At 61.1% G+C, this 24,996-nt stretch carries 28 protein-coding genes; 17 read left to right on the top strand and 11 right to left on the bottom strand.

Features of this window, described 5'->3' with window-relative positions; all coding sequences use genetic code 11:
* Nucleotides 1–71: 71 nt before the first annotated feature.
* Nucleotides 72–1,106 (bottom strand): type IV pilus twitching motility protein PilT, encoded by a 1,035-nt coding sequence (locus ACW9HW_RS18600; protein ID WP_095196368.1) that lies wholly within the window; start codon nucleotides 1,104–1,106, stop codon nucleotides 72–74.
* A 57-nt stretch (nucleotides 1,107–1,163) separates the two neighbouring features.
* Between ACW9HW_RS18600 and ACW9HW_RS18595 the strand changes: the two genes are divergently transcribed.
* The 9 genes from ACW9HW_RS18595 to ACW9HW_RS18555 all read left to right on the top strand — a co-directional run bounded on the left by ACW9HW_RS18595 (nucleotide 1,164) and on the right by ACW9HW_RS18555 (nucleotide 7,835).
* Nucleotides 1,164–1,850, top strand: coding sequence for a YggS family pyridoxal phosphate-dependent enzyme (locus ACW9HW_RS18595; protein ID WP_095196367.1), 687 nt, complete (start codon nucleotides 1,164–1,166; stop codon nucleotides 1,848–1,850).
* A 24-nt stretch (nucleotides 1,851–1,874) separates the two neighbouring features.
* Nucleotides 1,875–2,693, top strand: coding sequence for a pyrroline-5-carboxylate reductase (proC, locus tag ACW9HW_RS18590; protein WP_095196366.1), 819 nt, complete (start codon nucleotides 1,875–1,877; stop codon nucleotides 2,691–2,693).
* 24 nt (nucleotides 2,694–2,717) lie between these two features.
* Nucleotides 2,718–3,305, top strand: coding sequence for a YggT family protein (locus tag ACW9HW_RS18585; RefSeq protein ID WP_095196365.1), 588 nt, complete (start codon nucleotides 2,718–2,720; stop codon nucleotides 3,303–3,305).
* A gap of 177 nt (nucleotides 3,306–3,482) precedes the next feature.
* Nucleotides 3,483–4,622, top strand: a complete 1,140-nt coding sequence (gene metX, locus ACW9HW_RS18580) for a homoserine O-succinyltransferase MetX (RefSeq protein ID WP_137804906.1) — start codon at nucleotides 3,483–3,485, stop codon at nucleotides 4,620–4,622.
* 7 nt (nucleotides 4,623–4,629) lie between these two features.
* A complete protein-coding gene (gene metW, locus ACW9HW_RS18575) occupies nucleotides 4,630–5,250 on the top strand; it encodes a methionine biosynthesis protein MetW (RefSeq protein ID WP_060542415.1) in 621 nt (206 codons plus the stop codon).
* A 25-nt stretch (nucleotides 5,251–5,275) separates the two neighbouring features.
* Complete coding sequence (locus ACW9HW_RS18570) at nucleotides 5,276–5,710, top strand: DUF4426 domain-containing protein (protein WP_095196363.1); 435 nt, start codon at nucleotides 5,276–5,278, stop codon at nucleotides 5,708–5,710.
* Nucleotides 5,707–6,303 carry an RdgB/HAM1 family non-canonical purine NTP pyrophosphatase gene (gene rdgB, locus ACW9HW_RS18565; RefSeq protein ID WP_095196362.1) on the top strand — a complete coding sequence of 199 codons (597 nt, stop codon included), beginning with the start codon at nucleotides 5,707–5,709 and terminating at the stop codon, nucleotides 6,301–6,303. The genes ACW9HW_RS18570 and rdgB overlap by 4 nt, the downstream gene beginning before the upstream one ends.
* Entirely contained in the window at nucleotides 6,300–7,502 is a 1,203-nt protein-coding gene (gene hemW, locus ACW9HW_RS18560; RefSeq protein ID WP_457401196.1) for a radical SAM family heme chaperone HemW, read from the top strand. The genes rdgB and hemW overlap by 4 nt, the downstream gene beginning before the upstream one ends.
* 9 nt (nucleotides 7,503–7,511) lie before the next feature.
* The gene (locus ACW9HW_RS18555; RefSeq protein ID WP_075946317.1) at nucleotides 7,512–7,835 is read left to right on the top strand and encodes a DUF3392 domain-containing protein; all 324 of its coding nucleotides are present in this window, start codon (nucleotides 7,512–7,514) and stop codon (nucleotides 7,833–7,835) included.
* 117 nt (nucleotides 7,836–7,952) lie between these two features.
* On the opposite strand, the gene trmB is transcribed toward ACW9HW_RS18555, so the two are convergent.
* The 4 genes from trmB to ACW9HW_RS18535 all read right to left on the bottom strand — a co-directional run bounded on the left by trmB (nucleotide 7,953) and on the right by ACW9HW_RS18535 (nucleotide 10,205).
* Nucleotides 7,953–8,678, bottom strand: coding sequence for a tRNA (guanosine(46)-N7)-methyltransferase TrmB (gene trmB, locus ACW9HW_RS18550; RefSeq protein ID WP_095196360.1), 726 nt, complete (start codon nucleotides 8,676–8,678; stop codon nucleotides 7,953–7,955).
* A 9-nt stretch (nucleotides 8,679–8,687) separates the two neighbouring features.
* Nucleotides 8,688–9,482 (bottom strand): thiazole synthase, encoded by a 795-nt coding sequence (locus ACW9HW_RS18545; protein WP_095196359.1) that lies wholly within the window; start codon nucleotides 9,480–9,482, stop codon nucleotides 8,688–8,690.
* 60 nt (nucleotides 9,483–9,542) lie between these two features.
* On the bottom strand, nucleotides 9,543–9,743 hold the full coding sequence (gene thiS, locus ACW9HW_RS18540) for a sulfur carrier protein ThiS (RefSeq protein ID WP_007953386.1): 201 nt from the start codon (nucleotides 9,741–9,743) through the stop codon (nucleotides 9,543–9,545).
* A gap of 90 nt (nucleotides 9,744–9,833) precedes the next feature.
* Nucleotides 9,834–10,205, bottom strand: coding sequence for a DUF423 domain-containing protein (locus tag ACW9HW_RS18535; RefSeq protein ID WP_457401194.1), 372 nt, complete (start codon nucleotides 10,203–10,205; stop codon nucleotides 9,834–9,836).
* Between the two features lie 74 nt (nucleotides 10,206–10,279).
* On the opposite strand from ACW9HW_RS18535, the gene mtgA reads away from it, so the two are divergent.
* The gene (mtgA, locus tag ACW9HW_RS18530; RefSeq protein WP_095196357.1) at nucleotides 10,280–11,002 is read left to right on the top strand and encodes a monofunctional biosynthetic peptidoglycan transglycosylase; all 723 of its coding nucleotides are present in this window, start codon (nucleotides 10,280–10,282) and stop codon (nucleotides 11,000–11,002) included.
* Between the two features lie 197 nt (nucleotides 11,003–11,199).
* On the opposite strand, the gene rpoH is transcribed toward mtgA, so the two are convergent.
* The 4 genes from rpoH to ftsY all read right to left on the bottom strand — a co-directional run bounded on the left by rpoH (nucleotide 11,200) and on the right by ftsY (nucleotide 15,390).
* A complete protein-coding gene (gene rpoH, locus ACW9HW_RS18525; RefSeq protein ID WP_056853991.1) occupies nucleotides 11,200–12,054 on the bottom strand; it encodes an RNA polymerase sigma factor RpoH in 855 nt (284 codons plus the stop codon).
* A 113-nt stretch (nucleotides 12,055–12,167) separates the two neighbouring features.
* Entirely contained in the window at nucleotides 12,168–13,190 is a 1,023-nt protein-coding gene (ftsX, locus tag ACW9HW_RS18520; protein ID WP_095196356.1) for a permease-like cell division protein FtsX, read from the bottom strand.
* Nucleotides 13,187–13,858: a cell division ATP-binding protein FtsE gene (gene ftsE / locus ACW9HW_RS18515; RefSeq protein WP_077046069.1), complete on the bottom strand. Its 672-nt coding sequence runs from the start codon at nucleotides 13,856–13,858 to the stop codon at nucleotides 13,187–13,189. Before ftsE ends, ftsX begins: the two co-directional genes overlap by 4 nt.
* The gene (ftsY, locus tag ACW9HW_RS18510; protein ID WP_095196355.1) at nucleotides 13,855–15,390 is read right to left on the bottom strand and encodes a signal recognition particle-docking protein FtsY; all 1,536 of its coding nucleotides are present in this window, start codon (nucleotides 15,388–15,390) and stop codon (nucleotides 13,855–13,857) included. The genes ftsE and ftsY overlap by 4 nt, the downstream gene beginning before the upstream one ends.
* Nucleotides 15,391–15,733: 343 nt before the next feature.
* On the opposite strand from ftsY, the gene ACW9HW_RS18505 reads away from it, so the two are divergent.
* The 5 genes from ACW9HW_RS18505 to ACW9HW_RS18485 are packed head-to-tail and all read left to right on the top strand — an operon-like array spanning nucleotide 15,734 to nucleotide 21,097.
* Nucleotides 15,734–17,089, top strand: a complete 1,356-nt coding sequence (locus ACW9HW_RS18505) for a M16 family metallopeptidase (protein WP_095196354.1) — start codon at nucleotides 15,734–15,736, stop codon at nucleotides 17,087–17,089.
* A complete protein-coding gene (locus ACW9HW_RS18500) occupies nucleotides 17,082–18,572 on the top strand; it encodes a M16 family metallopeptidase (protein WP_095196353.1) in 1,491 nt (496 codons plus the stop codon). Before ACW9HW_RS18505 ends, ACW9HW_RS18500 begins: the two co-directional genes overlap by 8 nt.
* Nucleotides 18,572–19,186 (top strand): 16S rRNA (guanine(966)-N(2))-methyltransferase RsmD, encoded by a 615-nt coding sequence (gene rsmD, locus ACW9HW_RS18495; RefSeq protein WP_457401190.1) that lies wholly within the window; start codon nucleotides 18,572–18,574, stop codon nucleotides 19,184–19,186. The genes ACW9HW_RS18500 and rsmD overlap by 1 nt, the downstream gene beginning before the upstream one ends.
* A gap of 30 nt (nucleotides 19,187–19,216) precedes the next feature.
* Complete coding sequence (locus tag ACW9HW_RS18490) at nucleotides 19,217–20,248, top strand: hydrolase (RefSeq protein ID WP_371917543.1); 1,032 nt, start codon at nucleotides 19,217–19,219, stop codon at nucleotides 20,246–20,248.
* Between the two features lie 3 nt (nucleotides 20,249–20,251).
* Nucleotides 20,252–21,097 carry an AraC family transcriptional regulator gene (locus ACW9HW_RS18485; RefSeq protein ID WP_095196350.1) on the top strand — a complete coding sequence of 282 codons (846 nt, stop codon included), beginning with the start codon at nucleotides 20,252–20,254 and terminating at the stop codon, nucleotides 21,095–21,097.
* Nucleotides 21,098–21,200: 103 nt separating this feature from the next.
* Here ACW9HW_RS18485 and ACW9HW_RS18480 read toward each other — a convergent pair whose 3' ends face one another.
* A complete protein-coding gene (locus tag ACW9HW_RS18480) occupies nucleotides 21,201–22,055 on the bottom strand; it encodes a sulfurtransferase (RefSeq protein WP_457401188.1) in 855 nt (284 codons plus the stop codon).
* 59 nt (nucleotides 22,056–22,114) lie between these two features.
* Entirely contained in the window at nucleotides 22,115–22,789 is a 675-nt protein-coding gene (locus ACW9HW_RS18475; RefSeq protein WP_095196348.1) for a TetR/AcrR family transcriptional regulator, read from the bottom strand.
* A 147-nt stretch (nucleotides 22,790–22,936) separates the two neighbouring features.
* Between ACW9HW_RS18475 and ACW9HW_RS18470 the strand changes: the two genes are divergently transcribed.
* Both ACW9HW_RS18470 and ACW9HW_RS18465 read left to right on the top strand, forming a co-directional pair.
* The gene (locus ACW9HW_RS18470; RefSeq protein WP_457401185.1) at nucleotides 22,937–24,367 is read left to right on the top strand and encodes a coniferyl aldehyde dehydrogenase; all 1,431 of its coding nucleotides are present in this window, start codon (nucleotides 22,937–22,939) and stop codon (nucleotides 24,365–24,367) included.
* Nucleotides 24,368–24,395: 28 nt separating this feature from the next.
* Nucleotides 24,396–24,941 carry a twin-arginine translocation pathway signal protein gene (locus tag ACW9HW_RS18465; RefSeq protein WP_457401183.1) on the top strand — a complete coding sequence of 182 codons (546 nt, stop codon included), beginning with the start codon at nucleotides 24,396–24,398 and terminating at the stop codon, nucleotides 24,939–24,941.
* Nucleotides 24,942–24,996 lie beyond the last annotated feature (55 nt).

The raw sequence follows: 24,996 nt of genomic DNA, 5'->3' as shown, positions 1-24,996 counted from the left end.
CACATTGGAATGCATTTCACTGTGGGAGCGAGCCTGCTCGCGAAGGCGTCCTTGAAACCAACGCAATTCCCTCAAAAATTATCCGGCGACCGCGCCTTCTCCCGCGCCTGCTCGCGACTGACCACCCCCCGGGCAACCAAATCCTTCAAGCCCATATCCAGCGTCTGCATCCCCAACGACCCGCCCGCCTGAATCGATGAGTACATCTGCGCCACCTTGTCTTCGCGGATCAGGTTACGGATGGCCGACGTACCCAGCATGATTTCGTGGGCAGCTATACGCCCGCCGCCGATTTTCTTCACCAGCGTCTGCGACACCACCGCCAGCAACGATTCGGAGAGCATCGAGCGCACCATGGGTTTCTCGTCCCCCGCAAACACGTCGACGATCCGGTCGATGGTTTTCGCCGCCGATGTGGTGTGCAGCGTACCGAATACCAGGTGACCGGTTTCGGCGGCGGTCAGGGCCAGGCGAATGGTCTCCAGGTCGCGCATCTCGCCCACCAGAATCACGTCCGGGTCTTCGCGCAGGGCCGAGCGCAGGGCGGTGGCGAAGCTGCGGGTGTCGCGGTGGACTTCGCGCTGATTGATCAGGCATTTGCGCGACTCGTGAACGAACTCGATCGGATCTTCGATGGTGAGGATGTGGTGATGACGATGGCTGTTCAGGTAGTCGATCATCGCCGCCAGCGTGGTGGACTTGCCTGAGCCGGTCGGCCCGGTCACCAGCACCAGGCCACGGGGCGCGTCGGTCATCTTGCGGAACACGTCGCCCATGCCCAGTTCATCCATGCTCAGGACCCTGGACGGGATCGTGCGAAACACCGCGCCGGCGCCGCGGCTCTGGTTGAACGCGTTGACCCGGAAACGCGCCACACCGGGCACGTCGAAGGAAAAGTCGGTTTCCAGGTGCTTTTCGAAGTCCACCCGCTGGGTATCGTTCATGATGTCGTAGATCAGTGCCTGCACTTCCTTGTGGTCCAGGGGCGGCAGATTGATACGCCGCACATCGCCGTCGACGCGGATCATCGGTGGCAGGCCAGCGGACAGGTGCAGGTCGGAAGCGCCTTGTCTGGCACTGAACGCCAACAACTCAGTGATATCCATAGCCCCCCTCAATTCCAGTAGAATGCCGCCAACCTCAGACCTGCTGGCGCCTCTTGAATGTCCACCATAGCAGACAACATTGAACTGGTTAGTTCGCGCATACATGCCGCAACACTCGCCGCCAATCGTGACGAAAACAGCGTTCAGCTGCTGGCCGTGAGCAAGACCAAACCCGCACAGGACCTGCGCGAAGCCTATGCCGCCGGCCTGCGCGACTTTGGTGAAAACTACCTGCAGGAGGCATTGGGCAAGCAGCTCGAATTGGCCGACCTGCCCTTGATCTGGCACTTCATCGGCCCCATTCAATCGAACAAGACTCGCGCCATCGCCGAGCACTTCGACTGGGTGCATTCCGTGGATCGCCTGAAAATTGCGCAACGCCTGTCCGAACAACGCCCGGCCGATCTACCGCCCTTGAACATCTGCATCCAGGTCAACGTCAGCGGCGAAGCCAGCAAATCCGGCTGCGCCCCGGCCGACCTGCCGGCCCTGGCCAACGCCATCAGTGCCCTGCCGCGCTTGAAATTGCGCGGGTTGATGGCCATTCCCGAGCCGACGGAAGATCGCGCCGCTCAAGATGCCGCTTTTGCCGCCGTACAAAACCTGCAAGCCAGCCTCAATCTACCGCTCGACACACTTTCCATGGGCATGAGCCACGATCTCGAATCGGCCATCGCCCAGGGCGCCACTTGGGTCCGTATCGGCACGGCTTTATTCGGTGCCCGTGACTACGGCCAGCCTTAAATACTTTCTTTATAAGGACCTGACATGAGCAAGACGCGTATTGCCTTTATCGGTGCCGGCAACATGGCTGCCAGCCTGATCGGCGGCCTGCGGGCCAAAGGTCTGGACGCCGCGCAGATCCGCGCCAGCGATCCGGGTGACGAAACCCGAGCCCGCGTGAGCGCCGAACACGGCATTGAAGTGTTCGCCGATAACGCCCAAGCCATTGAAGGCGCCGATGTGGTCGTGCTGGCGGTCAAACCCCAGGCGATGAAAGCCGTCTGTGAAGCCATCCGCCCAAGCCTGAAGCCTGGGCAACTGGTGGTTTCGATCGCGGCCGGCATCACCTGCGCCAGCATGAACAACTGGCTCGGCGCCCAGCCAATCGTGCGCTGCATGCCCAACACCCCCGCGCTGCTGCGCCAGGGTGTAAGCGGTTTGTTTGCCACCGCCGAGGTCTCCGTCGAACAACGTCAACAAGCGGAAGACCTGCTGTCAGCCGTTGGCATCGCGCTGTGGTTGAACGAAGAGCAGCAACTGGACGCGGTCACCGCCGTTTCCGGTTCCGGCCCTGCGTACTTCTTCCTGCTGATCGAAGCCATGACTGCCGCCGGCGTGAAGCTCGGCCTGCCGGCGGACATTGCCGCCCGACTGACCGTGCAAACCGCCCTGGGCGCCGCGCACATGGCCGTGGCCAGCGACGTCGACGCCGCTGAGTTACGTCGTCGCGTCACTTCGCCTGCGGGCACTACAGAAGCAGCCATCAAGTCGTTCCAGGCCGATGGCTTCGAAACACTGGTCGAAAAAGCACTCGGCGCCGCCGCGCACCGCTCCGCCGAGATGGCTGAGCAACTCGGTCGCTAATCAGCACTTAAAAAGGAATCAATAATGCTCGGACTCAATGACGCTGCCATTTTTGTGATTCAAACCCTGGGCAGCCTGTATCTGCTGATCGTGTTGCTGCGCTTCATCCTGCAATTGGTGCGGGCGAACTTCTACAACCCGCTCTGCCAGTTCGCCGTAAAGGCTACCCAACCACTGCTCAAGCCACTGCGCCGGGTCATCCCGAGCATGTTCGGCCTGGACATGTCCTCGTTGGTATTGGCGCTGCTGGTACAGATGGCACTGTTCGCGGTCATCCTGCTGCTCAGAGGCTACGACATTGATGTGCTGTTTCTGGCGCCTTGGGCACTGATCGGTATCTTCGCGCTGTTTTTGAAGATCCTGTTCTGGGCGATGATCATCAGCGTGATCCTGTCCTGGGTCGCTCCGGGTAGCCATAACCCGGGCGCGGAACTGGTCCAGCAGATTTCTGAGCCGGTACTCGCGCCGTTCCGCCGGATCATTCCGAACCTGGGCGGCCTCGACATCTCGCCGATCTTCGCGTTTATCGCCCTGCAATTGCTGCAAAGCTGGCTGATTCCGCGCCTGGCGTACTACGCGCTGATGCCGAAGGAACTGTTCGGCCTGATCTGATTCAGGCTAACCGCGTCATCGTTCTTCGCGAGCAGGCTCGCTCCCACATGGGAATGCATCCCCCTGCTCGCGAATGGCACACCTCGGTCTTCCCGGGAAAAAACAGGCCCGGCCTTTGCTTGCCGCTAACCCCAGCGGTCTTTAGACTTACGCCTCATTTCAACGAGAGCAGGGTCGATGCCAGCTGCCTTCCCCCCCGATTCTGTTGGTCTGGTGACGCCGCAAACGGCGCACTTCAGCGAACCCCTGGCGTTGGCCTGCGGTCGTTCGCTCGCGGCCTATGACCTGATTTACGAAACCTACGGCACGCTGAACGCCACGGCGAGCAATGCCGTGCTGATCTGCCACGCCTTGTCCGGCCACCACCACGCGGCCGGTTTCCACAGCCCCGACGACCGCAAGCCCGGTTGGTGGGACAGCTGCATCGGCCCTGGCAAGCCCATCGACACCAACAAGTTCTTTGTCGTCAGCCTGAACAACCTCGGCGGCTGCAACGGCTCCACCGGCCCGAGCAGCACCAACCCGGAAACCGGCAAGCCATTCGGCGCCGACTTCCCGGTGCTGACCGTGGAAGACTGGGTGCACAGCCAGGCGCGCCTGGCGGACCGGCTCGGCATCGGCCAATGGGCCGCTGTCATCGGCGGCAGCCTGGGTGGCATGCAGGCGTTGCAGTGGACCATTACTTACCCGGACCGCGTGCGCCATTGCCTGGCCATCGCCTCGGCACCCAAGCTGTCGGCGCAGAACATCGCCTTCAACGAAGTGGCGCGCCAGGCGATCCTCACCGACCCCGAGTTCCACGGCGGTTCGTTCCAGGAGCAAGGCGTAATCCCCAAGCGCGGGCTGATGCTGGCGCGGATGGTCGGGCACATCACTTACCTGTCCGACGACTCCATGGGCGAGAAATTCGGTCGCGGCCTGAAAAGCGAGAAGCTCAACTACGACTTCCACAGTGTCGAGTTCCAGGTCGAAAGCTACCTGCGCTATCAGGGTGAAGAGTTCTCCGGGCGTTTCGACGCCAACACCTACCTGCTGATGACCAAGGCCCTGGACTATTTCGATCCGGCAGCCAGCTTCGACGATGACCTGGCCAAGACCTTCGCCAATGCCACCGCCAAGTTCTGCGTGATGTCGTTCACTACCGACTGGCGCTTCTCCCCGGCTCGTTCACGGGAACTGGTGGACGCGCTGATGGCTGCACGCAAGGACGTCTGCTACCTGGAAATCGACGCGCCGCAAGGCCACGACGCCTTCCTGATTCCGATCCCGCGCTACCTGCAGGCGTTCGGCAATTACATGAACCGCATTACGTTTTGAGGAAGACATGAGAGCCGATCTGGAAATCATCCAGGAATGGATCCCCGCCGGCAGCCGCGTGCTCGACCTCGGTTGCGGCGACGGCGAACTGCTGACCTGGCTGCGCGACAACAAGCAAGTCACCGGTTACGGCCTGGAAAACGACGCGGACAACATCGCCGAGTGCGTGGCCAAGGGCATCAACGTCATCGAGCAGGACCTGGACAAGGGCCTGGGCAACTTTGCCAGCAACAGCTTCGACATCGTGGTCATGACCCAGGCGCTGCAAGCGGTGCACTACCCGGACAAGATCCTCGACGAAATGCTGCGGGTCGGCCGCCAGTGCATCATCACGTTCCCGAATTTCGGTCACTGGCGCTGCCGCTGGTACCTGGCAAGCAAGGGCCGGATGCCGGTTTCCGAGTTCCTGCCGTACACCTGGTACAACACGCCGAACATCCACTTCTGCACCTTCGCCGACTTTGAAGCCTTGTGCCGCGAACGTGAAGCCAAGGTCATTGATCGGCTTGCCGTGGATCAACAGCATCGGCACGGGTGGGCCAGCAAGCTATGGCCTAATCTGTTAGGTGAGATCGGCATTTACCGCGTCAGCAGCCCGGGGCTTGCAGACCACAAGGTCGCGGTCTGAACACCTTTATTCGAGGAGAACGATCATGGGTCGTCTAGCGCTGTTTCTACTCACCGCCTGCCTGAGCGTCACGGTCATGGCCGCCGATGCGATCAAAGGTGATCGCAAGGAAGTCTTCGGCGACACGACGGTGCACTACAACACCTTCAACTCCACCTTCCTGACGCCGGACATCGCCAAGGCCGCGGAACTCACCCGCAGCAAGAATCAGGGCGTGATCAACATTTCGGTGCTCAAGGATGGCAAGCCGCAGATGGCCCAGGTCAGCGGCACAGTCAAAGACCTGACCAGCCAGAGCGTGAACCTGAAATTCAAACAGATCACCGAACAAGGCGCGATCTACTACATCGCACAATTCCCGGTACCCCAGCAGGAAACCCGCACCTTCGACATCAAGGTGCAGACCGGTGACAAAATCAACTCCATCAACTTCAACCAAGAGCTCTTTCCCGGCGAATGATCAACTTCACGCAACTCGTACTCGCCAGCCATAACGCCGGCAAACTCAAGGAACTCCAGGCCATGCTCGGCGAATCGGTGCAACTGCGCTCGATCGGCGAGTTCAGCAGCGTGGAGCCTGAAGAAACCGGCCTGTCGTTCGTCGAGAACGCCATCCTCAAGGCCCGCAATGCCGCGCGCATTTCCGGCCTGCCGGCACTGGCTGACGATTCGGGGTTGGCGGTGGACTTCCTGGGCGGCGCACCGGGCATCTACTCGGCGCGTTATGCCGACGGCAAGGGCGATGCAGCCAACAACGCCAAACTGCTCGATGTGTTGAAGGACGTCCCGCAAGCCGAACGCGGCGCGCAGTTCGTCTGCGTGCTGGCGCTGGTGCGGCATGCCGACGATCCACTGCCGATTCTCTGCGAAGGCCTGTGGCACGGGCGTATTCTGACCCAGGCCAGCGGCGAGCACGGTTTTGGCTACGACCCGTTGTTCTGGGTCCCGGAGCGTGATTGCTCCAGCGCCGAGCTAAGCCCGAGCGACAAGAACCAGATCAGTCACCGCGCCCGTGCAATGGATCTGCTGCGCCAGCGTCTGGGCTTGAAATGACCATTGAATCATCCGCGCCGCCGCTGATCTTCGGCGGCGCGCAAACGCCTCGGGCTGCCCTGCCAGTGCTGCCGCCCCTGGCGCTGTACATCCACATCCCGTGGTGCGTGCGCAAATGCCCTTATTGCGATTTCAACTCCCACACCGCCACCCCGGTGCTGCCGGAAGAAGAGTACGTGGACGCGCTGTTGGCCGACCTCGATCTGGACCTGCACGCCGTCTACGGTCGCGAGCTGAGTTCGATCTTCTTCGGTGGCGGCACGCCTAGTCTGTTCAGTGCCGAGGCATTGGGCCGTTTGCTCAAGGGTGTCGAGCAGCGCATCCGCTTTGCCAGCGACATCGAAATCACCCTGGAAGCCAATCCGGGGACCTTCGAACAAGAGAAATTCGTCGCCTACCGTGCGCTGGGGATCAATCGCCTGTCGATCGGCATCCAGAGCTTTCAGCAAGAGAAACTCAAGGCACTGGGACGGATTCACAATGGCGACGAAGCGGTGCGAGCCGCCGGCATGGCGCGCCAGGCCGGGTTCGACAACTTCAACCTGGACCTGATGCACGGTTTGCCCGATCAATCCCTGTACGATGCGCTGAGCGATCTGCGCCAGGCCATCGCCCTGAAGCCGACCCATTTGTCCTGGTACCAGTTGACCCTGGAGCCGAACACGGTGTTCTGGAACCAGCCGCCGACGCTGCCGGAAGACGACATGCTGTGGGACATTCAGGAAGCGGGTCAGGCGTTGCTCGCCGAACACGGTTACGCCCAGTATGAGGTCTCGGCCTATGCCCAGCCCGGTCGCCCGGCACGGCATAACCTCAATTACTGGAGCTTTGGCGATTTCATCGGCATCGGCGCCGGCGCCCACGGCAAACTCAGCCATCCGGATGGACGCATCATCCGCACCTGGAAAACCCGCCTGCCGAAAGACTACCTGAACCCGGCAAAACGCTTTCAGGCCGGCGAGAAAACGCTGACCAATGACGAAATGCCGTTCGAGTTCCTGATGAACGCCCTGCGCCTGACCGCGGGTGTCGAATCGCGCTTGTACCCGGAACGCACCGGGATGCCCCTGGAAAGCCTTGCCCAGGGCCGCCGTGAAGCCGAACAAAGTGGCCTGTTGCAGGTCGAACCGTCACGTCTGGCGGCCACCGAGCGCGGACAGCTATTCCTCAACGACTTGCTGCAGAATTTTCTGACATAAGGAAATCGAATGGACTTGGTACTCGACCTGCTCGCCACCGTCTCTCGCTGGAGTCGCAGCAACCTCTCGGAAATTGCCCTGGCCCTGGTGGGCTGCCTGCTGGTGCTGTTCGGTGCGGACTTCAAAGGCTGGGTCGAGCAACGCCTGGGCAGCATTGCCGGCGCCTTGCGCGTCCCGCTGATGGCCTTGCTGTGCATGATCGGCAGCGGTGCCGCGCTGATCTATGCCACACCGTGGATCGTCAAGGGCTTGAGCCAGTTCAACAACTACAGCCTGGCGCCGGTGTTGTTGGTGGTGTTGGTATTGATTGGCGTAGTCGCAGACCGCCGCTGATCGTTGGCAACATCCAAAGCCACTGTGGGAGCGAGCCTGCTCGCGAATGCGGTACATCAGACAACATTTATGTCGCCTGACACTCCCTCTTCGCGAGCAGGCTCGCTCCCACAGGTTTTACGCCAGTTTTTCGAACTTCAGGTCCCACACCCCATGCCCAAGACGTTCGCCGCGGCGTTCGAACTTGGTGATCGGGCGCTCGGCCGGGCGTGGCACGCACTTGCCGTCTTCGGCCAGGTTGCGATAACCCGGTGCGACGTTCATCACTTCCAGCATGTATTCGGCATACGGTTCCCAGTCGGTGGCCATGTGCAGAATGCCGCCGACCTTCAACTTACTGCGCACCAACTCAGCGAACGACGCCTGAACGATGCGACGCTTGTGGTGACGGCTCTTGTGCCAAGGGTCCGGGAAAAACAGCATCAGGCGATCGAGGCTGTTGTCGGCCACGCAACGATTGAGCACTTCGATCGCATCGCAATCGTAGACCCGCAGGTTGGTCAGGCCCTGGGTCAGTACGCCATTGAGCAGCGCACCAACACCCGGACGGTGCACTTCCACGCCAATGAAATCCTGCTCCGGCGAAGCGGCAGCCATTTCCAGCAGCGAATGGCCCATGCCGAAACCGATTTCCAGCGAGCGCGGTGCCGAGCGGCCGAATACCTGGTCGAAGTCCACCGGCGCGTCGGCCAGGGGCAACACGAACAACGGAGCGCCCTGCTCCAGGCCACGTTGCTGGCCTTCGGTCATGCGCCCGGCGCGCATCACGAAACTCTTGATGCGGCGGTGTTGGCGCTCGTCGCCTTCTTCCGTCTGGATAGGCGTGTCTTTCGATTCAGTCATCAATGGCTCTTACTTGATCAGACCATCCAGCGGCGAAGAGGCGCTGGCATAGAGTTTTTTCGGCATACGACCGGCGAGGTACGCCAGGCGACCGGCAACGATGGCGTGCTTCATGGCTTCGGCCATCATGATCGGTTGCTGCGCGTGAGCGATGGCCGAGTTCATCAGCACCGCGTCACAGCCCAGCTCCATGGAGATGGTGGCGTCGGAAGCGGTGCCGACACCGGCATCCACCAGCACCGGGATTTTCGCTTCTTCGAGGATGATCTGCAGGTTGTACGGGTTGCAGATCCCCAGGCCCGAGCCAATCAGTCCGGCCAGTGGCATCACGGCGATGCAGCCAATTTCCGCCAGTTGCCGGGCGATGATCGGGTCATCGCTGGTGTAGACCATCACGTCGAAGCCTTCCTTGACCAGCGATTCGGCGGCCTTGAGGGTTTCGATCACGTTGGGGAACAGGGTTTTCTGGTCCGCCAGCACTTCCAGCTTCACCAGATTGTGGCCATCGAGCAGCTCACGGGCCAGGCGGCAGGTGCGCACGGCTTCGATGGCGTCGTAGCAACCGGCAGTGTTCGGCAGGAAGGTGTAGCGATCCGGCGAGAGGAAATCCAGCAGGTTCGGTTCGCCCTGGTTCTGGCCGAGGTTGGTACGGCGCACGGCAAACGTGACAATCTCGGCACCCGAGGCTTCGATGGCCAGGCGGGTTTCTTCCATGTCGCGGTACTTGCCGGTACCTACCAGCAAACGCGACTGGTAAGTACGACCGGCCAGGACGAAAGGCTTGTCGTTACGAACGATGCTCATGGGAAATCCTCTATAGGAGTGAGGGTCTTGCAGAATTCTCGGCCCATGCGGGCCTGACGGCTAGCCGCCGCCGATGGCGTGCACGACTTCGACGTTATCGCCGTCATTGAGCGTGGTATCGGCATGCTGGCTGCGTGGGACGATATCCAGATTGAGTTCGACCGCCACCCGGCGTCCGGTCAGGTCCAGACGGGTCAGCAGGGCCGCAACGGTTTCACCGTCGGGCAGTTCAAAGGATTCGCCGTTCAACTGAATGCGCATGCCGGATGCCGCCATCATTTTTAGGGGCTGGCATTCTAGCCCGATCAGTCAGGCCGACCCAAGCCATTCGTCATGAAATGGACCGCGTGGTCAGCTCAACCGCCAGGCGGCAAGCCCCAAACAGAGCCAGCCCACCAGAAACGCCAGACCGCCGAAGGGCGTGATGATGCCGAGCTTGCTGATGCCCGTCAGCGTAAGCACGTACAGGCTGCCGGAGAACAACAGGATGCCGATGGCAAAGGACGCGCCGGCCCAGGTGACCAGCCGACCGGGAATCTGTGTGGCCAGCAGCGCCACACCCAACAGCGCCAGGGTGTGCACCAGCTGATAAGTGACGCCGGTATGAAAAATCGCCAGATATTCAGGCGTCAGACGGCTTTTCAGTCCGTGGGCGGCAAAGGACCCAAGACCTACACCGGTGAAGCCAAAGAAAGCGGCCAGCATCAGAAAGCCACGCAGCATGAAGAACTCCAGTCAGACGCGATCAACAGGGTCTGTATAATGGCCCGCTCAACGGGTTCGGCCAAGCCATCTCTATGCTGCGTTTATATTTCCGTCGTTTCACGAAGGCCGTGCTCTGGTTCATGGGCGGCAGCGTATTGCTGGTGCTGATCTTTCGCGTGGTGCCACCTCCGGGGACGGCGCTGATGGTCGAGCGCAAGATCGAATCCTGGTTCAACGGCGAGCCCATCGACCTGCAACGCACCTGGAAGCCCTGGGAGGAAATCTCCGACGACCTGAAAGTCGCGGTGATTGCCGGCGAGGACCAGAAATTCCCCGAACACTGGGGGTTCGACGTCAATGCGATCAAGGCGGCACTGGCCCACAACGAACTTGGCGGCTCGATTCGCGGCGCCAGCACCCTCAGCCAGCAGGTTTCGAAAAACCTGTTCCTGTGGTCCGGCCGCAGCTGGTTGCGCAAAGGCCTGGAAGCCTGGTTTACCGCATTGATCGAAGTATTCTGGCCCAAGCAGCGGATTCTCGAGGTGTACCTCAACAGCGTCGAGTGGGATGAAGGGGTGTTTGGCGCGGAAGCGGCGGCCAGGCATCACTTCGGCGTAAGCGCGGGCAAACTGTCCCGCCAGCAGGCCAGCTTGCTGGCGGCAGTGCTGCCGAACCCGCGAGTGTGGAGCGCCAGCCATCCGACCTCTTACGTTGCGCGGCGTGCAGGCTGGATACGGCGGCAGATGAGTCAGCTCGGTGGTGACAGCTATCTGGCGGGGCTCAATGATTCGCGTCGGGCGCCGTGGTCTCAATAGTCGATCACGAATTTCCAGACACTGAAGATCCCCTGTGGGAGCGAGCCTGCTCGCGAAAGCGATTGTTTCATCAACACTTATAGCGACTGACCTGGCGCATTCGCGAGCAGGCTCGCTCCCACATTGGTTTTGTGAGAGGCCAGAAACAAAAACGCCCCGATCAATGACCGGGGCGTTTTTTATTGCCTTCGCGCAGGTTATGCGGCGATCGACACCTTGAGCTTGTTCATCGCGCTCTTTTCAAGCTGACGAATACGCTCGGCCGACACGTTGTACTTCTGCGCCAGGTCGTGCAGCGTGGCCTTTTCTTCTGCCAGCCAGCGCTGATAGAGGATGTCACGGCTGCGGTCGTCCAGCACTTCCAGCGCTTCATGCAGGTTGTGGTTGGAGTTGTCGCTCCAGTCGGCGTCTTCCAGTTGACGGGCCGGGTCATACCGGTGGTCTTCCAGATAGTTGGCCGGCGATTGGAAAGCGCTGTCGTCGTCGGCTTCGGCAGCCGGGTCGAAGGCCATGTCATGGCCGGTCAGGCGACTTTCCATCTCGCGCACTTCCCGCGGCTCCACGCCGAGGCTTTCCGCCACGCGATGGACTTCCTCGTTGTTCAGCCAGGCCAGGCGTTTCTTCTGGCTGCGCAGGTTGAAGAACAGCTTGCGCTGCGCCTTGGTGGTCGCGACTTTCACGATCCGCCAGTTACGCAGGATGAACTCGTGGATTTCAGCCTTGATCCAGTGCACGGCAAAGGACACCAGGCGTACGCCCATTTCCGGGTTGAAGCGCTTCACGGCCTTCATCAGACCGACGTTGCCTTCCTGGATCAGGTCAGCCTGAGCCAGACCGTAGCCGGAATAGCTACGGGCGATATGTACGACAAAACGCAGGTGGGCAAGCACCATCTGCCGAGCTGCCTCAAGATCCTGCTCATAATAGAGACTCTCGGCCAGTTCACGCTCCTGCTCCGGCGTCAGCAATGGAATGCTGTTCACCGTGTGCACATAGGCCTCCAGGTTCGCACCCGGGACCAGAGCATATGCAGGCTGCAAAGAATTGGTCATACGAAAAAACCTCCGACTTACATAACTCGTGCAGTTCAGCACTGCGAAAATTGACCGGAAACCGTAGGACAAGTTCCCATAAACGCTGAAAGGTCAATACGAGCAAAATGATATTACTTTGGCGCAAGCTCCCTCAGGTGGCGTGCGACTGCAATCCATGCACCGATATACCCCAACAGCACCGCGCCAAGCAAGAGAGACAGACCATCGGCTGACGGCACGCCGGCCAGCGCAAAATCGCTGCCGTACAAACCGGCCAGCCCGACCACCGCGTCGTTCAGCCAGTTCAGGCCGAACGCCAGCACGCCCCAGGAAAGAATCCCCGCACCAAAGCCATAAAGCGCGCCCATATAAAGGAAGGGCCTGCGCACATAACTGTCAGTGCCGCCTACGAGTTTAATCACTTCTATCTCTGTGCGGCGGTTTTCAATATGAAGACGAATGGTATTGCCTATCACCAAAAGTAATGCAGAAACCAGAAGCACGGTCAGACCGAAGACGAAACGGTCACCCAGCTTGAGGATCGCTGCCAGACGCTCGACCCAGACTAGATCAAGCTGCGCCTGTTGTACCCTGGGCAACTCGGAAAGTTTTTGTCTTAATGCTTCAAGCGTCGACTTGTCGACTTCCTTCGGCGTCACCAGCACTACGCCGGGCAGCGGGTTTTCCGGCAACTCCTTGAGCGCCTCCCCCAGACCGGACTGCTGCTGGAACTCTTCCAGCGCCTGATCGCGACCGACGTACTCGGCATCCGCCACACCGGGCATGCCCTTGATCTGCTCGCGCAACGCCTCGCCGTCGGCCGGGCTGGCTTCGAGCTGCAGGTACAGGGAAATCTGCGCCGCACGCTGCCAGGAACCACCCAGGCGCTCGACGTTACTTAGCAAAAGTGACAGCCCCATGGGCAAGCTCAGGGCCACCGCCATCACCATGCAGGTGAAAAAACTGCCGATAGGTTGCTTGCCCAGTCGACGCAAGCTGTCCAGCAGGCTGGCGCGATGGCTTTCGACCCAGGCACGGAACAGCGTGGCAAAGTCCGGTCCATCGTCATCGTCGTGTTTTTTCTTTTGCGGCTGCGGATCGGCAGCTTTTGGAGCCACGCGCTCGGAAACCTTTGGACTGCGTGTCGCACTCATACGCCGGCCTCCCCGTCGCCGATCAATCGACCGCGTTGCAAGGTCAGCATGCGGTGACGCATGCGCGCGATCAGGGCCAGGTCGTGACTGGCGATCAGCACGCTGGTGCCCAGGCGGTTGATGTCTTCGAACACACCCATGATTTCCGCGGCCAGGCGCGGGTCGAGGTTACCGGTCGGTTCGTCCGCCAACAGCAAGGCCGGGCGGTGAACGATGGCGCGGGCGATGCCGACGCGCTGTTGCTGACCGGTGGACAAATCACCGGGATACAAATCGGTCTTGTCCGACAGCGCCACGCGCTCCAGGGCCGAATCCACACGCTTGGCGACCTCGGCCTTGGACAGACCAAGAATTTGCAACGGCAGTGCGACGTTGTTGAATACGGTGCGATCGAACAGCAACTGGTGGTTCTGGAACACCACGCCGATCTGTCGGCGCAAAAACGGAATCTGCGCGTTGCTGATGGTGCTCAGGTCTTGCCCGGCGAGCAGCAGCTTGCCGCTGGTTGGGCGCTCCATGGCCAGCAACAGCCGCAACAAGGTGCTTTTACCGGCGCCGGAATGGCCGGTGACAAACAGAAACTCGCCACGACGGACTCGAAAGCTCAGCTCATGCAAGCCGACGTGACCGTTCGGGTAGCGTTTACCGACCTGTTCGAAACGAATCATGAACGCTCCCGCTCGGCAAACAGTGCCTGGACAAAGGGTTCAGCTTCAAAAGTGCGCAAATCGTCGATGCCTTCACCGACGCCGATATAGCGAATCGGCAGGCCAAACTGCTTGGCCAGGGCGAAAATCACCCCGCCCTTGGCGGTGCCATCGAGCTTGGTCAGCGCCAGCCCGGTCAGTTCGACGGTCTGGTTGAATTGCTTGGCCTGGTTGATGGCGTTCTGGCCGGTGCCGGCGTCGAGCACCAGCAGCACCTCGTGCGGCGCGTCGGCGTCGAGCTTGGCGATCACCCGGCGAACCTTTTTCAGCTCTTCCATCAGGTTGTCTTTGGTGTGCAGTCGTCCGGCAGTGTCGGCGATCAACACATCGATGCCACGGGCCTTGGCGGCCTGCACGGCGTCAAAGATCACCGAAGCCGAGTCGGCGCCGGTGTGCTGGGCAATGACCGGGATCTTGTTGCGCTCGCCCCAGACCTGCAGTTGCTCGACTGCCGCCGCGCGGAAGGTGTCACCCGCCGCGAGCATGACTTTCTTGCCTTCCAGTTGCAGCTTCTTCGCCAGCTTGCCGATGGTGGTGGTCTTGCCGGCACCGTTGACGCCGACGACGAGAATCACGAACGGTTTGTTCTGCGAGACGATTTTCAGCGGTTGCTCGACGGGTTTGAGCATCGCCGACAGCTCGCCCTGCAAGGACTTGTACAGCGCATCGGAATCGGCCAGTTCTTTACGTGCGACCTTCTGGGTCAGGCGCTGGATGATCACCGAAGTGGCCTCCACACCGACATCGGCGGTCAACAGACGGGTTTCGAGGTCATCGAGCAACTCGTCATCGATGGCTTTCTTGCCCAGGAACAGGCTGGCCATGCCTTCGCCGATACTGGCGCTGGTCTTGGACAGGCCCTGCTTGAGACGGGCGAAGAAACCGGCCTTGGTTTCTTCGGTGCGCACAGGCTCGGGCAAGGTTTCGACGGGAGCTGCAGGCACAACGGCCACAGGAGCGGCGATAGGTGCAGGTGCAGGTGCAGGTGCAGGTGCAGGTGCAGGTGCAGGTGCAGGCTCTGGCGCCTGAACGATCGGCGCAACCGGCGGAACGAATGCAGGCGCGGCAGGTTCAGGCGTCGCCAGCGCGACCGGCGCAATAACCGGCTCAACCACGGGTACCTGAACCGGCTCGGAAACCTGCGCAGCCGGCGCAGGAATCGGCGGCGTCACATGTGGCGCCTGCTCATCTTCAACCAGGGCAACCGCTTCTTCCGCCACCGGCAAGGTCAGCCAGGGTTCGGCGACCGGGGTCAGCGGCAACTCGGCGGCGACGTCGTTTACAGGCTCGGCGGCCGGCTGCTGCACCGGCTCGGCGATCGGCGGCACAACCGGCGCAGGCGTTGCTTCCATGACCGGCGCGGGCGTTGGCTCAGGAAGTGACTGTGGCTGTTCGACGACGGGTTCCTGCGGCTTTTTGCGCAGCCATCCGAACAGGCTTTTTTTCTCGCCAGCCGCAGCTGGGGTCTTCTTGTCGTCGTTGGAACCAAACATGGAGGACGGCTATCTCACGGTAGCGACGCGCCAACGGGCGCCCCGGCAAATAAATATTCGATGCAGAACAGACTGCGATTGACCCAGCTTGTTCACGCGCAACATTTTGTCGAGGTGCGGACGGCACCTGACGGAAACGATTTCACGAAGGACTAAAGCGGCAAAATCGGCGAAAAAGCAGAGTTTAGTTGATAAACCAAAGCTTTCTGCCGCAAACCCATACAACCTGATCAAACGTAATGGCCTGATAGGCGTGGCCGCCAGTAAAACGGATCAGTATCCTAGCACCTCCTCGCCCGCCTAGGCTAAGACCAAGCGGGCAGCCCAACAGGTTTAAAAACGAATGAATGCTCTAGCCCGCCGCGCCGCAGGCCTGCTGCTCGGCACAGTTTGTCTGCCCCTCTCGGCCCTGGCTGCCGATCCACAACCCACCCACGAATTCACCCTCGACAATGGCTTGAAGGTCGTCGTGCGCGAAGATCATCGCGCGCCCGTGGTGGTTTCCCAGGTCTGGTACAAAGTGGGTTCCAGTTACGAGACGCCGGGGCAGACCGGTTTGTCCCACGCCCTGGAACACATGATGTTCAAGGGCAGCGAAAAAGTCGGCCCCGGCGAAGCGTCGCTGATCCTGCGCGACCTGGGCGCCGAAGAGAACGCCTTCACCAGCGACGATTTCACCGCCTATTACCAGGTGCTGGCCCGCGACCGCCTGGGTGTCGCCTTCGAGCTGGAAGCCGACCGCATGGCCAGCCTGCGCCTGCCACCCGACGAATTCGCCCGCGAGATTGAAGTCATCAAGGAAGAACGTCGCCTGCGTACCGACGACAAACCGATGGCCAAGGCTTACGAACGCTTCAAGGCCATGGCTTACCCCGCCAGCGGCTACCACACGCCGACCATCGGCTGGATGGCCGATCTTGACCGCATGAAGGTCGAAGAGCTGCGTCGCTGGTATGAATCCTGGTACGTACCGAACAACGCTACCCTGGTGGTCGTCGGCGACGTGTCCCCGGACGAAGTCAAAACCCTGGCCCAGCGCTACTTCGGCCCGATCGCCAAGCGTGACGTACCGTCGGCGAAGATTCCGCTGGAACTGGCCGAGCCCGGCGAGCGCAAGATCACTTTGCACGTGAAGACCCAATTGCCCAGCCTGATGCTGGCGTTCAACGTGCCGAGCATCGCCACCGCCGAAGACAAGCGCTCGGTGAATGCCTTGCGCCTGATCTCGGCCCTGCTTGACGGCGGCTACAGCGCACGCATCCCGACGCAACTGGAGCGCGGCGAAGAACTGGTGTCTGGCGGCTCGTCGAGTTACGACGCCTACACCCGTGGCGATAGCCTGTTCACTCTGTCGGCAACGCCCAACAGCCAGAAAAACAAAACCATTGACCAGGCTGAAGCCGGTTTGTGGAAGCTGCTCGAACAACTGAAAACCACTGCGCCGTCCACTGAAGAACTGGAACGCGTGCGCGCACAGGTCATCGCCGGACTGGTTTACGAGCGCGACTCGATCACCAGCCAGGCCACCGCCATCGGCCAACTGGAGACCGTCGGCCTGTCCTGGAAGCTGATGGACAGCGAACTCGCCGAGCTGGAAAGCGTGACCCCGGAAGACATCCAGAAAGCCGCCAAGCTGTATTTCACCCGCGAACGTCTCAGCGTCGCCCATGTACTGCCGGAGGAGACGACTCATGAGTGAACATAAAAAACCGCGCCTGGCCCTGCTGGGCCTGATCGCTGTGGCCCTGATCGGCTCAACTGCGTTCTATTTCTCCAGGACCGATGAGTCCGCTGCCAGCGAAGCACTGGACAAGGCCAAGGCCAGCCAGAAGCTGCAATCGTTGACTGAACTCAACGGCAAGGCGCCGAGCCACCGCAAACTCGACGTGCAGACCTGGAGCACCACCGAAGGCGCCAAGGTGCTGTTCGTCGAAGCCCGTGAGCTGCCGATGTTCGACATGCGCCTGATCTTCGCCGCCGGCAGCAGCCAGGACGGCGACGCCCCTGGCCTGGCGCTGCTGACCAACGCCATGCTCAACGAAGGCGTGGCCGGTAAAGATGTCAGCGCCATCGCCCAGGGCTTCGAAGGCCTGGGCGCGGACTTCGGCAACGGTGCCTACAAAGACATGGCCGTTGCGTCCCTGCGCAGCCTCAGCGCCGCGGACAAGCGTGAACCGGCCTTGAAGCTGTTCGCCGAAGTCGTCGGCAAACCGACCTTCCCCGCCGACTCGTTTACCCGTATCAAAAACCAGATGCTGGCCGGCTTCGAATACCAGAAACAGAACCCCGGCAAACTGGCCAGCCTTGAACTGATGAACCGCTTGTATGGCGATCATCCGTACGCCCATGCCAGCGATGGCACGGCGAAAACCGTTCCCGCCGTCACCCTCGCCCAGCTGCGTGCGTTCCATGAGAAAGCCTATGCGGCGGGCAACGTGGTGATCGCCCTGGTCGGCGACTTGTCCCGTGCCGAAGCCGAAGCCATTGCCGCGCAGGTATCCACTGCCCTGCCGAAGGGGCCGGCCCTGCCAAAAATCGCGCAACCAGGCGAACCCAAGGCCAGCATTGGCCATATCGAGTTCCCGTCCAAGCAGACCAACCTGATGCTCGCGCAATTGGGTATCGACCGGGATGACCCGGACTACGCGGCACTGTCCATGGGTAACCAGATCCTCGGTGGAGGTGGTTTCGGTACCCGACTGATGAGCGAAGTGCGCGAGAAGCGTGGCCTGGCCTACGGCGTGTACTCGGGCTTCTCCCCGATGCAGGCGCGCGGCCCGTTCATGATCAACCTACAGACCCGCGCCGAAATGAGCGAAGGCACCTTGAAGCTGGTGCAGGACGTCCTCGCCGATTACCTCAAGACCGGCCCGACGCAAAAAGAGCTGGACGATGCCAAGCGCGAACTGGCCGGCAGCTTCCCGCTGTCCACCGCCAGCAACGCTGATATCGTCGGTCAGTTGGGTGCGATTGGCTTCTATAATCTGCCGTTGAGCCATCTGGAAGACTTCATGCAGCAGTCCCAGGACCTGACCGTCGAGCAAGTCAGGGCCGCACTGAACAAACACCTGAGCACGGACAAAATGGTCATCGTCAGCGCTGGCCCGACCGTGCCGCAAAAGCCGTTACCGGCCCCTACTGATAAACCTGCCGAGCAACCGCTCGGGGTTCCGGAGCATTAATGGCCACTTCCCGCCCGAAAAAACCTGTCCACAACGTGCATAACGGCGTGAACCAACTGCGCATCATCGGCGGCGAATGGCGCAGCCGAAAGCTGAGCTTCCCCGATGCCCCGGGCCTGCGCCCGACGCCGGACCGGGTGCGTGAAACCCTGTTCAACTGGCTCGCGCCTTACGTACCCGGCGCCAAGGTGTTCGATCCGTTCGCCGGTAGCGGCGCACTGTTTCTCGAAGCCTTGTCCCGTGGCGCCGCCATGGGCCAGGCGCTGGACGCCAGCAGCCTTGCGGTGTCCAGTCTCAAGGAGCACCTGGGCACGCTGCGCTGCACCACTGGCCAGGTGCAGACCGCCGACGCCCTGCGTTATCTGGAAACCCAGACGGCAACAGCTTATGACCTGGTGTTCCTCGACCCGCCGTTCAACCAGAACCTGCTGCCGGCCGTTTGCAAGTTGCTCGAAGAGCGCCAGTGGCTGGCCGAAGATGCCTGGGTCTACACCGAGAGCGAAACCGCGCCGTCGACACTCGGCCTGCCGGGCAACTGGCGCCTGCACCGGGAGCAAAAATCCGGCCGGGTCTACTATTCTTTGTGGCAACGCATGGCAGAGATCGCTGGTTAATCGACCAGCCTGAACAAGGCGCATACCTCCATGCAGATATGCGCCACTGCTTCGAGAGCAATCGTGCACCCTCCGTCAGAACGCTTTACCCCCGCCCTCGGCCTCGGCAATCCGCACTTGCAAACCTTGTGGGGACCGCTGTGGCGCAAAACCACCCACATCGAGCGCGAGCGTGAACGCTTGTGGCTTGAGGACGGTGATTTCCTCGATCTCGACTGGCATGGCCCGCACAGCGTCGATGCGCCGTTGGTGCTGGTCTTGCACGGGCTGACCGGTTCGTCTAATTCGCCTTACGTGGCCGGGATGCAAAAAACGCTGGGCAACCAGGGCTGGGCCAGCGTCGCGCTGAACTGGCGCGGCTGTTCCGGCGAACCGAATCTGTTGCCACGCAGCTACCATTCCGGCGCCAGCGAAGACCTGGCCGAAACCATCAGGCACCTGCGGGCCAAACGGCCTCTCGCACCGCTGTATGCGGTGGGTTATTCACTGGGCGGCAATGTGCTGCTCAAGCACTTGGGCGAGACCGGCAGTAGCAGCGGCGTGCTCGGCGCGGTGGCGGTGTCCGTGCCGTTTCGCCTGGATCAATGCGCCGACCGGATCGGCCAGGGCTTCTCCAAGGTCTATCAGGCGCATTTCATGCGCGAGATGCTGGCCTACATCAAGAACAAGCAGCGCCAATTCCAGCATGACGGGCGCGAGGATGGCCTGGCGGCACTGGCGGCGCTGGGCTCGCTGGAAAACATGCGCACGTTCTGGGATTTCGATGGCCGGGTGACCGCGCCGCTGAACGGATTCGCCGATGCCGAGGATTACTATCGTCGCGCGTCGAGCCGTTACTTCCTCGGGGAAATTCGCACGCCGACCCTGGTTATTCAGGCAGCTGACGATCCCTTTGTCTTTCCCCACAGCCTGCCGCAGGCGGATGAGTTGTCTGCTTGCACTCAGTTCGAATTGCAGGCCAAAGGCGGACATGTCGGGTTTGTCGACGGTTCGGTCAGGCAGCCGGGTTACTACCTGGAACGGCGTATTCCCCAATGGCTGGCCACCGTGGGGCGCGAGTAATACATGGACGTCGATCAGGGCGAATCGATCCACTTCTGGCAAACAGCGCCGTTGGCCGGAGTCGAATTGTTGTCGGCACGCTACATCGAACACCGTTTCGCACCCCATGTGCACGACGGCTTTGTGATCGGCATGATCATGGCCGGCGCCCAGCGTTACCGCTATCGCGGCGCTGAACATCTGGCGGGCAGCGGCACGCTGGTGTTGATCAATCCCGACGAACTGCACACCGGCCACAAGGGCACGGAGGACGGTTGGCTGTATCGAGCGTTTTATCCGGACAGCGGACAAATTTTGTCACTGTTGGCCGAACTCGAACTGCCAACCCACACCCTGCCTGCGTTCGGCGCCACGCTGTACCGCGATCCGGACTTGGTGAACGGCTTCTGCCAATTGCATCGTTTGCTGGAAAGCCCTTCCACCGCCCTGCAACAGCAGACGGCCTGGCGAGAGCTGATGCTTTCGCTGTTGCAGCGTCATGCAGCCGTTGCGGATGCCGGACAACCGGGCAAGGAACACCGGGCGGTGACGCTGGCCAAGGAGTTGCTGCACGCGCGGCTGGCGGCGCCGCCTTCGCTGGAAGAACTGGCGGCGGCAGTCAATCTGTCACCCTTTCATTTCGCCCGAGTGTTCCGCCGCGCCACCGGCATGCCGCCGCACACCTGGCTGATGCAGCAGCGCATCGCCCGGGCGCGGGCGTTGTTGCAAGGCGGGTGTTTACCGCTGGAAGTGGCGACGCAACTGGGATTTGCCGACCAGAGCCATTTGAGCCGGCAGTTCAAGCAGGTGTACGGGGTGGGGCCGGGGGCGTATCGCAGTGCGCGGCAATCATTGACTACACATCTCTAATGCAGGAGCGAGCCTGCTCGTGAATACGGTATGTCAGTCAACATCTCGGTTGACTGGGTACTCCGTCTTCGCGAGCAGGCTCGCTCCCACAGGGGATCAGTGTTTACTCGCCGGTGGCGATGCCCCGCGCGGGATCATTGATCCACTCACTCCACGAGCCGGCATACAGCGAACCCAACGGATAACCCGCCAGGCACAGGGCAAACAGGTTATGGCACGCCGTTACGCCGGACCCGCAATACGCCACCAGATCATCCGGTGAACGATCACCCAGTTTCGCGGCAAATCGCTGTTTGAGCTGATCGGCCGGCAGGAAACGCCCGTCACTGCCCAGGTTGTCGGTGAACGCCGCGCATTGCGCACCGGGAATGTGCCCGGCCACAGGGTCGATGGGCTCCACTTCACCTTTGAAGCGCGGCAAGGCGCGGGCGTCGAGCAAGGTCAGCTCGGGCTTGCCGAGGCGTTTGAGCAGCTGCTCGGCGCTGAGCAACAACGAGGCATCCGGGGTGCCGGTAAAGGTGCCGCGAGTGATTGACGGCGGATCAAGGCTCAAGGGCAGACCGGCCGCATGCCAGGCCTTGAGCCCGCCATCGAGGATGAACACACCCTCACGCTTGCCCAGCCAGGCCAGCAACCACCAGGCCCGTGCCGCGTAGGCACCCGGGCCGTCGTCGTACAAAACAACTTCACTGTCGCCGTTGACGCCCCAGGCTTGCAGGCGCTCGATCAGGTCGGCCGGCTCGGGCAACGGATGACGCCCGGTCACGCCCTTTTCAACTTTCCCGCTGAGATCACGCTCAAGATCGGCAAAGCTCGACCCGGCGATGTGGCCTTCGGCATAGCTGCGTTGACCGTAATCCGGGTCTTCGAGGGCAAAACGACAATCCAGAATCACCAGCCCCGGCTGCTCCTTTTTCAGGTCCAACGCTTGCGGGCTGATCAGTTGCGCAATGGGCATAACGGGCTCCTGTGAATAAACCGGGGTTCGATCCTACTGCACTTTTCAATTCACGTCGGTTAACTCGCAGATTCTTCCAACGCCTGGGCCAGCGGCACGTAAAACTCTTCGAACAACGCGTTGACCGCCTCGCGCGCCTGATCCGTGACGAACCCGGCTTCCAGCACCAGCACCTGATAGACACCGCGCTTGATCGCCTGCTCGCTGAGGTAGCTGGAGTTTTCCCGCGTAGTGCACAAAAAGCGCACCCAGGACGTGAGGATGATCCAGGCGTTGATCGTCAGGGATTCGATCTGCACCCGATCCATCTTCAGGATGCCAGCTTCGACGAAGCCTTCGTAGATATGTGTGCCCTGGATCACGCAGCGCTGGGAAAACCGTCGATAGCGGGCGGCCAGTTCCGGATCGCTGTCGAGCAAATGCTCAAGATCGCGATGCAAGAAACGGTATCGCCACATCGCCGACAGCAGCTCCTTGAGGTAGAAGCGCTTGTCTTCCACCGTGGCGGCGCGGCCCTGGGGCGGGCGCAGGAAGCTGTCCACCAGGCTTTCATACTCGCTGAACAATACGGAGATGATCGCCTGCTTGTTGGGGAAGTGGTAGTACAGGTTGCCCGGGGAAATTTCCATGTGGGCAGCAATGTGGTTGGTACTGACGCTGCGCTCGCCCTGCTGATTGAACAGCTCGAGGCTGTTCTGCACGATGCGCTCGCTGGTTTTTATCCGTGGGGCCATGGCTTGAACTTAAATTCAGAGTGCGTTGACGGGGCATCTTACGACCTATCCGGATAGGGATAAAACAAAGCCGTGCAAGGATGCCATTTGACTTTATAGAGTATAGACTCTAAAAAGTGCTTCATTACAATAAAGCCGGTGCCGACCATGACTGCCGAAATTTCCTACCTGCAAGATCTGCAGCGTCCTCTGAATGAACTCCAGGCCCTGTTTGACGCACAGCGCGCCGCCTATGCCGGCAACCCCATGCCGCCTGCCGCCCAGCGCCAACAATGGCTCAAGGCGCTGCGTGATTTGTTGAACAGCGAGCGTCAGGCTCTGATCGATGCGATCAGCCAGGACTTCAGCCACCGCAGCACCGATGAAACCCTGCTCGCCGAGTTGATGCCCAGCCTGCACGGCATCCATTACGCCAGTCGGCACCTCAAGGGCTGGATGCGTCCATCGCGACGCAAGGTCGGCGTGGCTTTCCAGCCGGCCTCGGCCAAAGTGGTTTACCAGCCGCTGGGCGTGGTCGGGGTGATCGTGCCGTGGAACTACCCGCTGTACCTGGCCATCGGACCTTTGGTCGGTGCGTTATCGGCGGGCAATCGGGTGATGCTCAAGCTCAGCGAATCGACCCCCGCCACCGGTATGCTGCTCAAGGAACTGTTGGGGCGAATCTTTCCCGAAGACCTGGTTTGCGTGGTGCTGGGCGAGGCTGATATCGGCGTGGCGTTTTCGAGGCTGCGTTTCGATCACTTGCTGTTCACCGGTGCCACCAGCATCGGCAAACACGTCATGCGCGCGGCGGCGGAAAACCTGACGCCGGTCACCCTGGAACTGGGCGGCAAGTCCCCCGCCATCGTATCCGCCGATGTTCCACTCAAGGATGCCGCCGAGCGCATCGCGTTCGGCAAGACCCTCAACGCCGGGCAAACCTGCGTGGCCCCGGACTATGTGCTGGTGCCGGAAGATCGCGTCGGCGCGTTCGTCGAGGCTTATCGTCAGGCGGTGTGCGGCTTTTATCCAACGCTGGCTGACAACCCGGACTACACCGCGATCATCAATGACCGGCAGCTGGCACGACTCAACGGCTACCTCAGCGACGCCACCAGCAAGGGCGCACTGCTGATCCCGCTGTTCGATAAAGGCCAGGGACGCCGCATGGGACATAGCCTGCTGCTCAACGTCAGCGACGACATGACCGTGATGCAGGACGAAATCTTCGGTCCGCTGCTGCCGATCGTGCCGTACAAGGACCTGGATCAGGCCTTTGCCTACATCAATCAGCGCCCTCGCCCACTGGCGCTGTATTACTTCGGCTACGACAAGCGCGAGCAAAACCGCGTGCTGCACGAAACCCATTCCGGGGGTGTATGCCTCAACGACACCCTGCTGCACGTCGCCCAGGATGACATGCCCTTCGGCGGCATCGGCGCCTCGGGCATGGGCCATTACCATGGCCACGAGGGTTTCCTGACTTTCAGCAAGGCCAAGGGCGTGCTGATCAAACAGCGCTTCAACGCGGCGAAACTGATTTACCCGCCGTACGGCAAATCCATTCAGAAACTGATCCAGAAGCTGTTCATCCGCTAACGCTCAACGCCATCGGGTAAAAACAATAATGAGCCCAAGCCTGTCCGATTCTCCCGCGCTGTCACGGCGCGGCCTGCTCAAATTCAGCCTGGGCGCCAGCGCCTTCCTCGCCACTGCCGGGTTGGGGGCCAGTCTCAGCGGCTGTTCGTCGAACATTGCGGCCAGTGGTTTCGCGGCGCTGCGCAGTGGCGACCTGCTGTTTTTGCGCGCACTGATTCCGGTGATGCTCGACGGTGCCGTGGCCATTGAACAGATGCCCAGCGCTGTCGAAGGCACCTTGAAAAGCCTGGATTTCAGTCTCGATCACTTGTCGCCGGAAATGCTCAAGCTGACCCGTCAGCTGTTCGATGTGCTGGGCATGGCCGTGACTCGGGGACCGCTGACCGGCATTTGGGGCAGTTGGGAAAACGCCAGCAGTGATGAGATCCGGCATTTTCTCGATCGATGGGAAAACAGCTCGCTGAGCCTGCTGCGCATGGGCCACAGCTCATTGCTGCAACTGGTGATGATGGCCTGGTATGGGCGCAAGGCGTCTTGGGCGCATTGCGGGTATCCCGGACCGCCCACCGTTTAAACCGTGTCGCCCCCTTCGCGAGCAGGCTCGCTCCCACAAAGAGCGATGTGATCCA

This window comes from Pseudomonas sp. SDO5532_S415 (assembly GCF_054071155.1).
The sequence above is the reverse complement of the archived record's forward strand: the minus strand, read 5'-3'. Positions and strand labels throughout refer to the sequence as shown.

What these genes read in the sequence shown, in the direction of transcription:
- ACW9HW_RS18555 (WP_075946317.1), top strand. Translation starts at nt 7,512, where the DNA reads ATGGACTTGGTACTCGACCTGCTCGCCACCGTCTCTCGCTGGAGTCGC.
- ACW9HW_RS18600 (WP_095196368.1), bottom strand. Translation starts at nt 1,106, where the DNA reads ATGGATATCACTGAGTTGTTGGCGTTCAGTGCCAGACAAGGCGCTTCC.
- ACW9HW_RS18545 (WP_095196359.1), bottom strand. Translation starts at nt 9,482, where the DNA reads ATGAGCATCGTTCGTAACGACAAGCCTTTCGTCCTGGCCGGTCGTACT.
- ACW9HW_RS18475 (WP_095196348.1), bottom strand. Translation starts at nt 22,789, where the DNA reads ATGGCCCCACGGATAAAAACCAGCGAGCGCATCGTGCAGAACAGCCTC.
- ACW9HW_RS18485 (WP_095196350.1), top strand. Translation starts at nt 20,252, where the DNA reads ATGGACGTCGATCAGGGCGAATCGATCCACTTCTGGCAAACAGCGCCG.
- ACW9HW_RS18595 (WP_095196367.1), top strand. Translation starts at nt 1,164, where the DNA reads ATGTCCACCATAGCAGACAACATTGAACTGGTTAGTTCGCGCATACAT.
- rsmD (WP_457401190.1), top strand. Translation starts at nt 18,572, where the DNA reads ATGGCCACTTCCCGCCCGAAAAAACCTGTCCACAACGTGCATAACGGC.
- proC (WP_095196366.1), top strand. Translation starts at nt 1,875, where the DNA reads ATGAGCAAGACGCGTATTGCCTTTATCGGTGCCGGCAACATGGCTGCC.
- ACW9HW_RS18470 (WP_457401185.1), top strand. Translation starts at nt 22,937, where the DNA reads ATGACTGCCGAAATTTCCTACCTGCAAGATCTGCAGCGTCCTCTGAAT.
- hemW (WP_457401196.1), top strand. Translation starts at nt 6,300, where the DNA reads ATGACCATTGAATCATCCGCGCCGCCGCTGATCTTCGGCGGCGCGCAA.
- ftsE (WP_077046069.1), bottom strand. Translation starts at nt 13,858, where the DNA reads ATGATTCGTTTCGAACAGGTCGGTAAACGCTACCCGAACGGTCACGTC.
- ACW9HW_RS18535 (WP_457401194.1), bottom strand. Translation starts at nt 10,205, where the DNA reads ATGCTGCGTGGCTTTCTGATGCTGGCCGCTTTCTTTGGCTTCACCGGT.
- ACW9HW_RS18490 (WP_371917543.1), top strand. Translation starts at nt 19,217, where the DNA reads ATGCAGATATGCGCCACTGCTTCGAGAGCAATCGTGCACCCTCCGTCA.
- trmB (WP_095196360.1), bottom strand. Translation starts at nt 8,678, where the DNA reads ATGACTGAATCGAAAGACACGCCTATCCAGACGGAAGAAGGCGACGAG.
- ftsX (WP_095196356.1), bottom strand. Translation starts at nt 13,190, where the DNA reads ATGAGTGCGACACGCAGTCCAAAGGTTTCCGAGCGCGTGGCTCCAAAA.
- ACW9HW_RS18585 (WP_095196365.1), top strand. Translation starts at nt 2,718, where the DNA reads ATGCTCGGACTCAATGACGCTGCCATTTTTGTGATTCAAACCCTGGGC.
- rdgB (WP_095196362.1), top strand. Translation starts at nt 5,707, where the DNA reads ATGATCAACTTCACGCAACTCGTACTCGCCAGCCATAACGCCGGCAAA.
- metX (WP_137804906.1), top strand. Translation starts at nt 3,483, where the DNA reads ATGCCAGCTGCCTTCCCCCCCGATTCTGTTGGTCTGGTGACGCCGCAA.
- ACW9HW_RS18570 (WP_095196363.1), top strand. Translation starts at nt 5,276, where the DNA reads ATGGGTCGTCTAGCGCTGTTTCTACTCACCGCCTGCCTGAGCGTCACG.
- ACW9HW_RS18480 (WP_457401188.1), bottom strand. Translation starts at nt 22,055, where the DNA reads ATGCCCATTGCGCAACTGATCAGCCCGCAAGCGTTGGACCTGAAAAAG.
- thiS (WP_007953386.1), bottom strand. Translation starts at nt 9,743, where the DNA reads ATGCGCATTCAGTTGAACGGCGAATCCTTTGAACTGCCCGACGGTGAA.
- ACW9HW_RS18500 (WP_095196353.1), top strand. Translation starts at nt 17,082, where the DNA reads ATGAGTGAACATAAAAAACCGCGCCTGGCCCTGCTGGGCCTGATCGCT.
- mtgA (WP_095196357.1), top strand. Translation starts at nt 10,280, where the DNA reads ATGCTGCGTTTATATTTCCGTCGTTTCACGAAGGCCGTGCTCTGGTTC.
- rpoH (WP_056853991.1), bottom strand. Translation starts at nt 12,054, where the DNA reads ATGACCAATTCTTTGCAGCCTGCATATGCTCTGGTCCCGGGTGCGAAC.
- ACW9HW_RS18505 (WP_095196354.1), top strand. Translation starts at nt 15,734, where the DNA reads ATGAATGCTCTAGCCCGCCGCGCCGCAGGCCTGCTGCTCGGCACAGTT.
- ACW9HW_RS18465 (WP_457401183.1), top strand. Translation starts at nt 24,396, where the DNA reads ATGAGCCCAAGCCTGTCCGATTCTCCCGCGCTGTCACGGCGCGGCCTG.
- ftsY (WP_095196355.1), bottom strand. Translation starts at nt 15,390, where the DNA reads ATGTTTGGTTCCAACGACGACAAGAAGACCCCAGCTGCGGCTGGCGAG.
- metW (WP_060542415.1), top strand. Translation starts at nt 4,630, where the DNA reads ATGAGAGCCGATCTGGAAATCATCCAGGAATGGATCCCCGCCGGCAGC.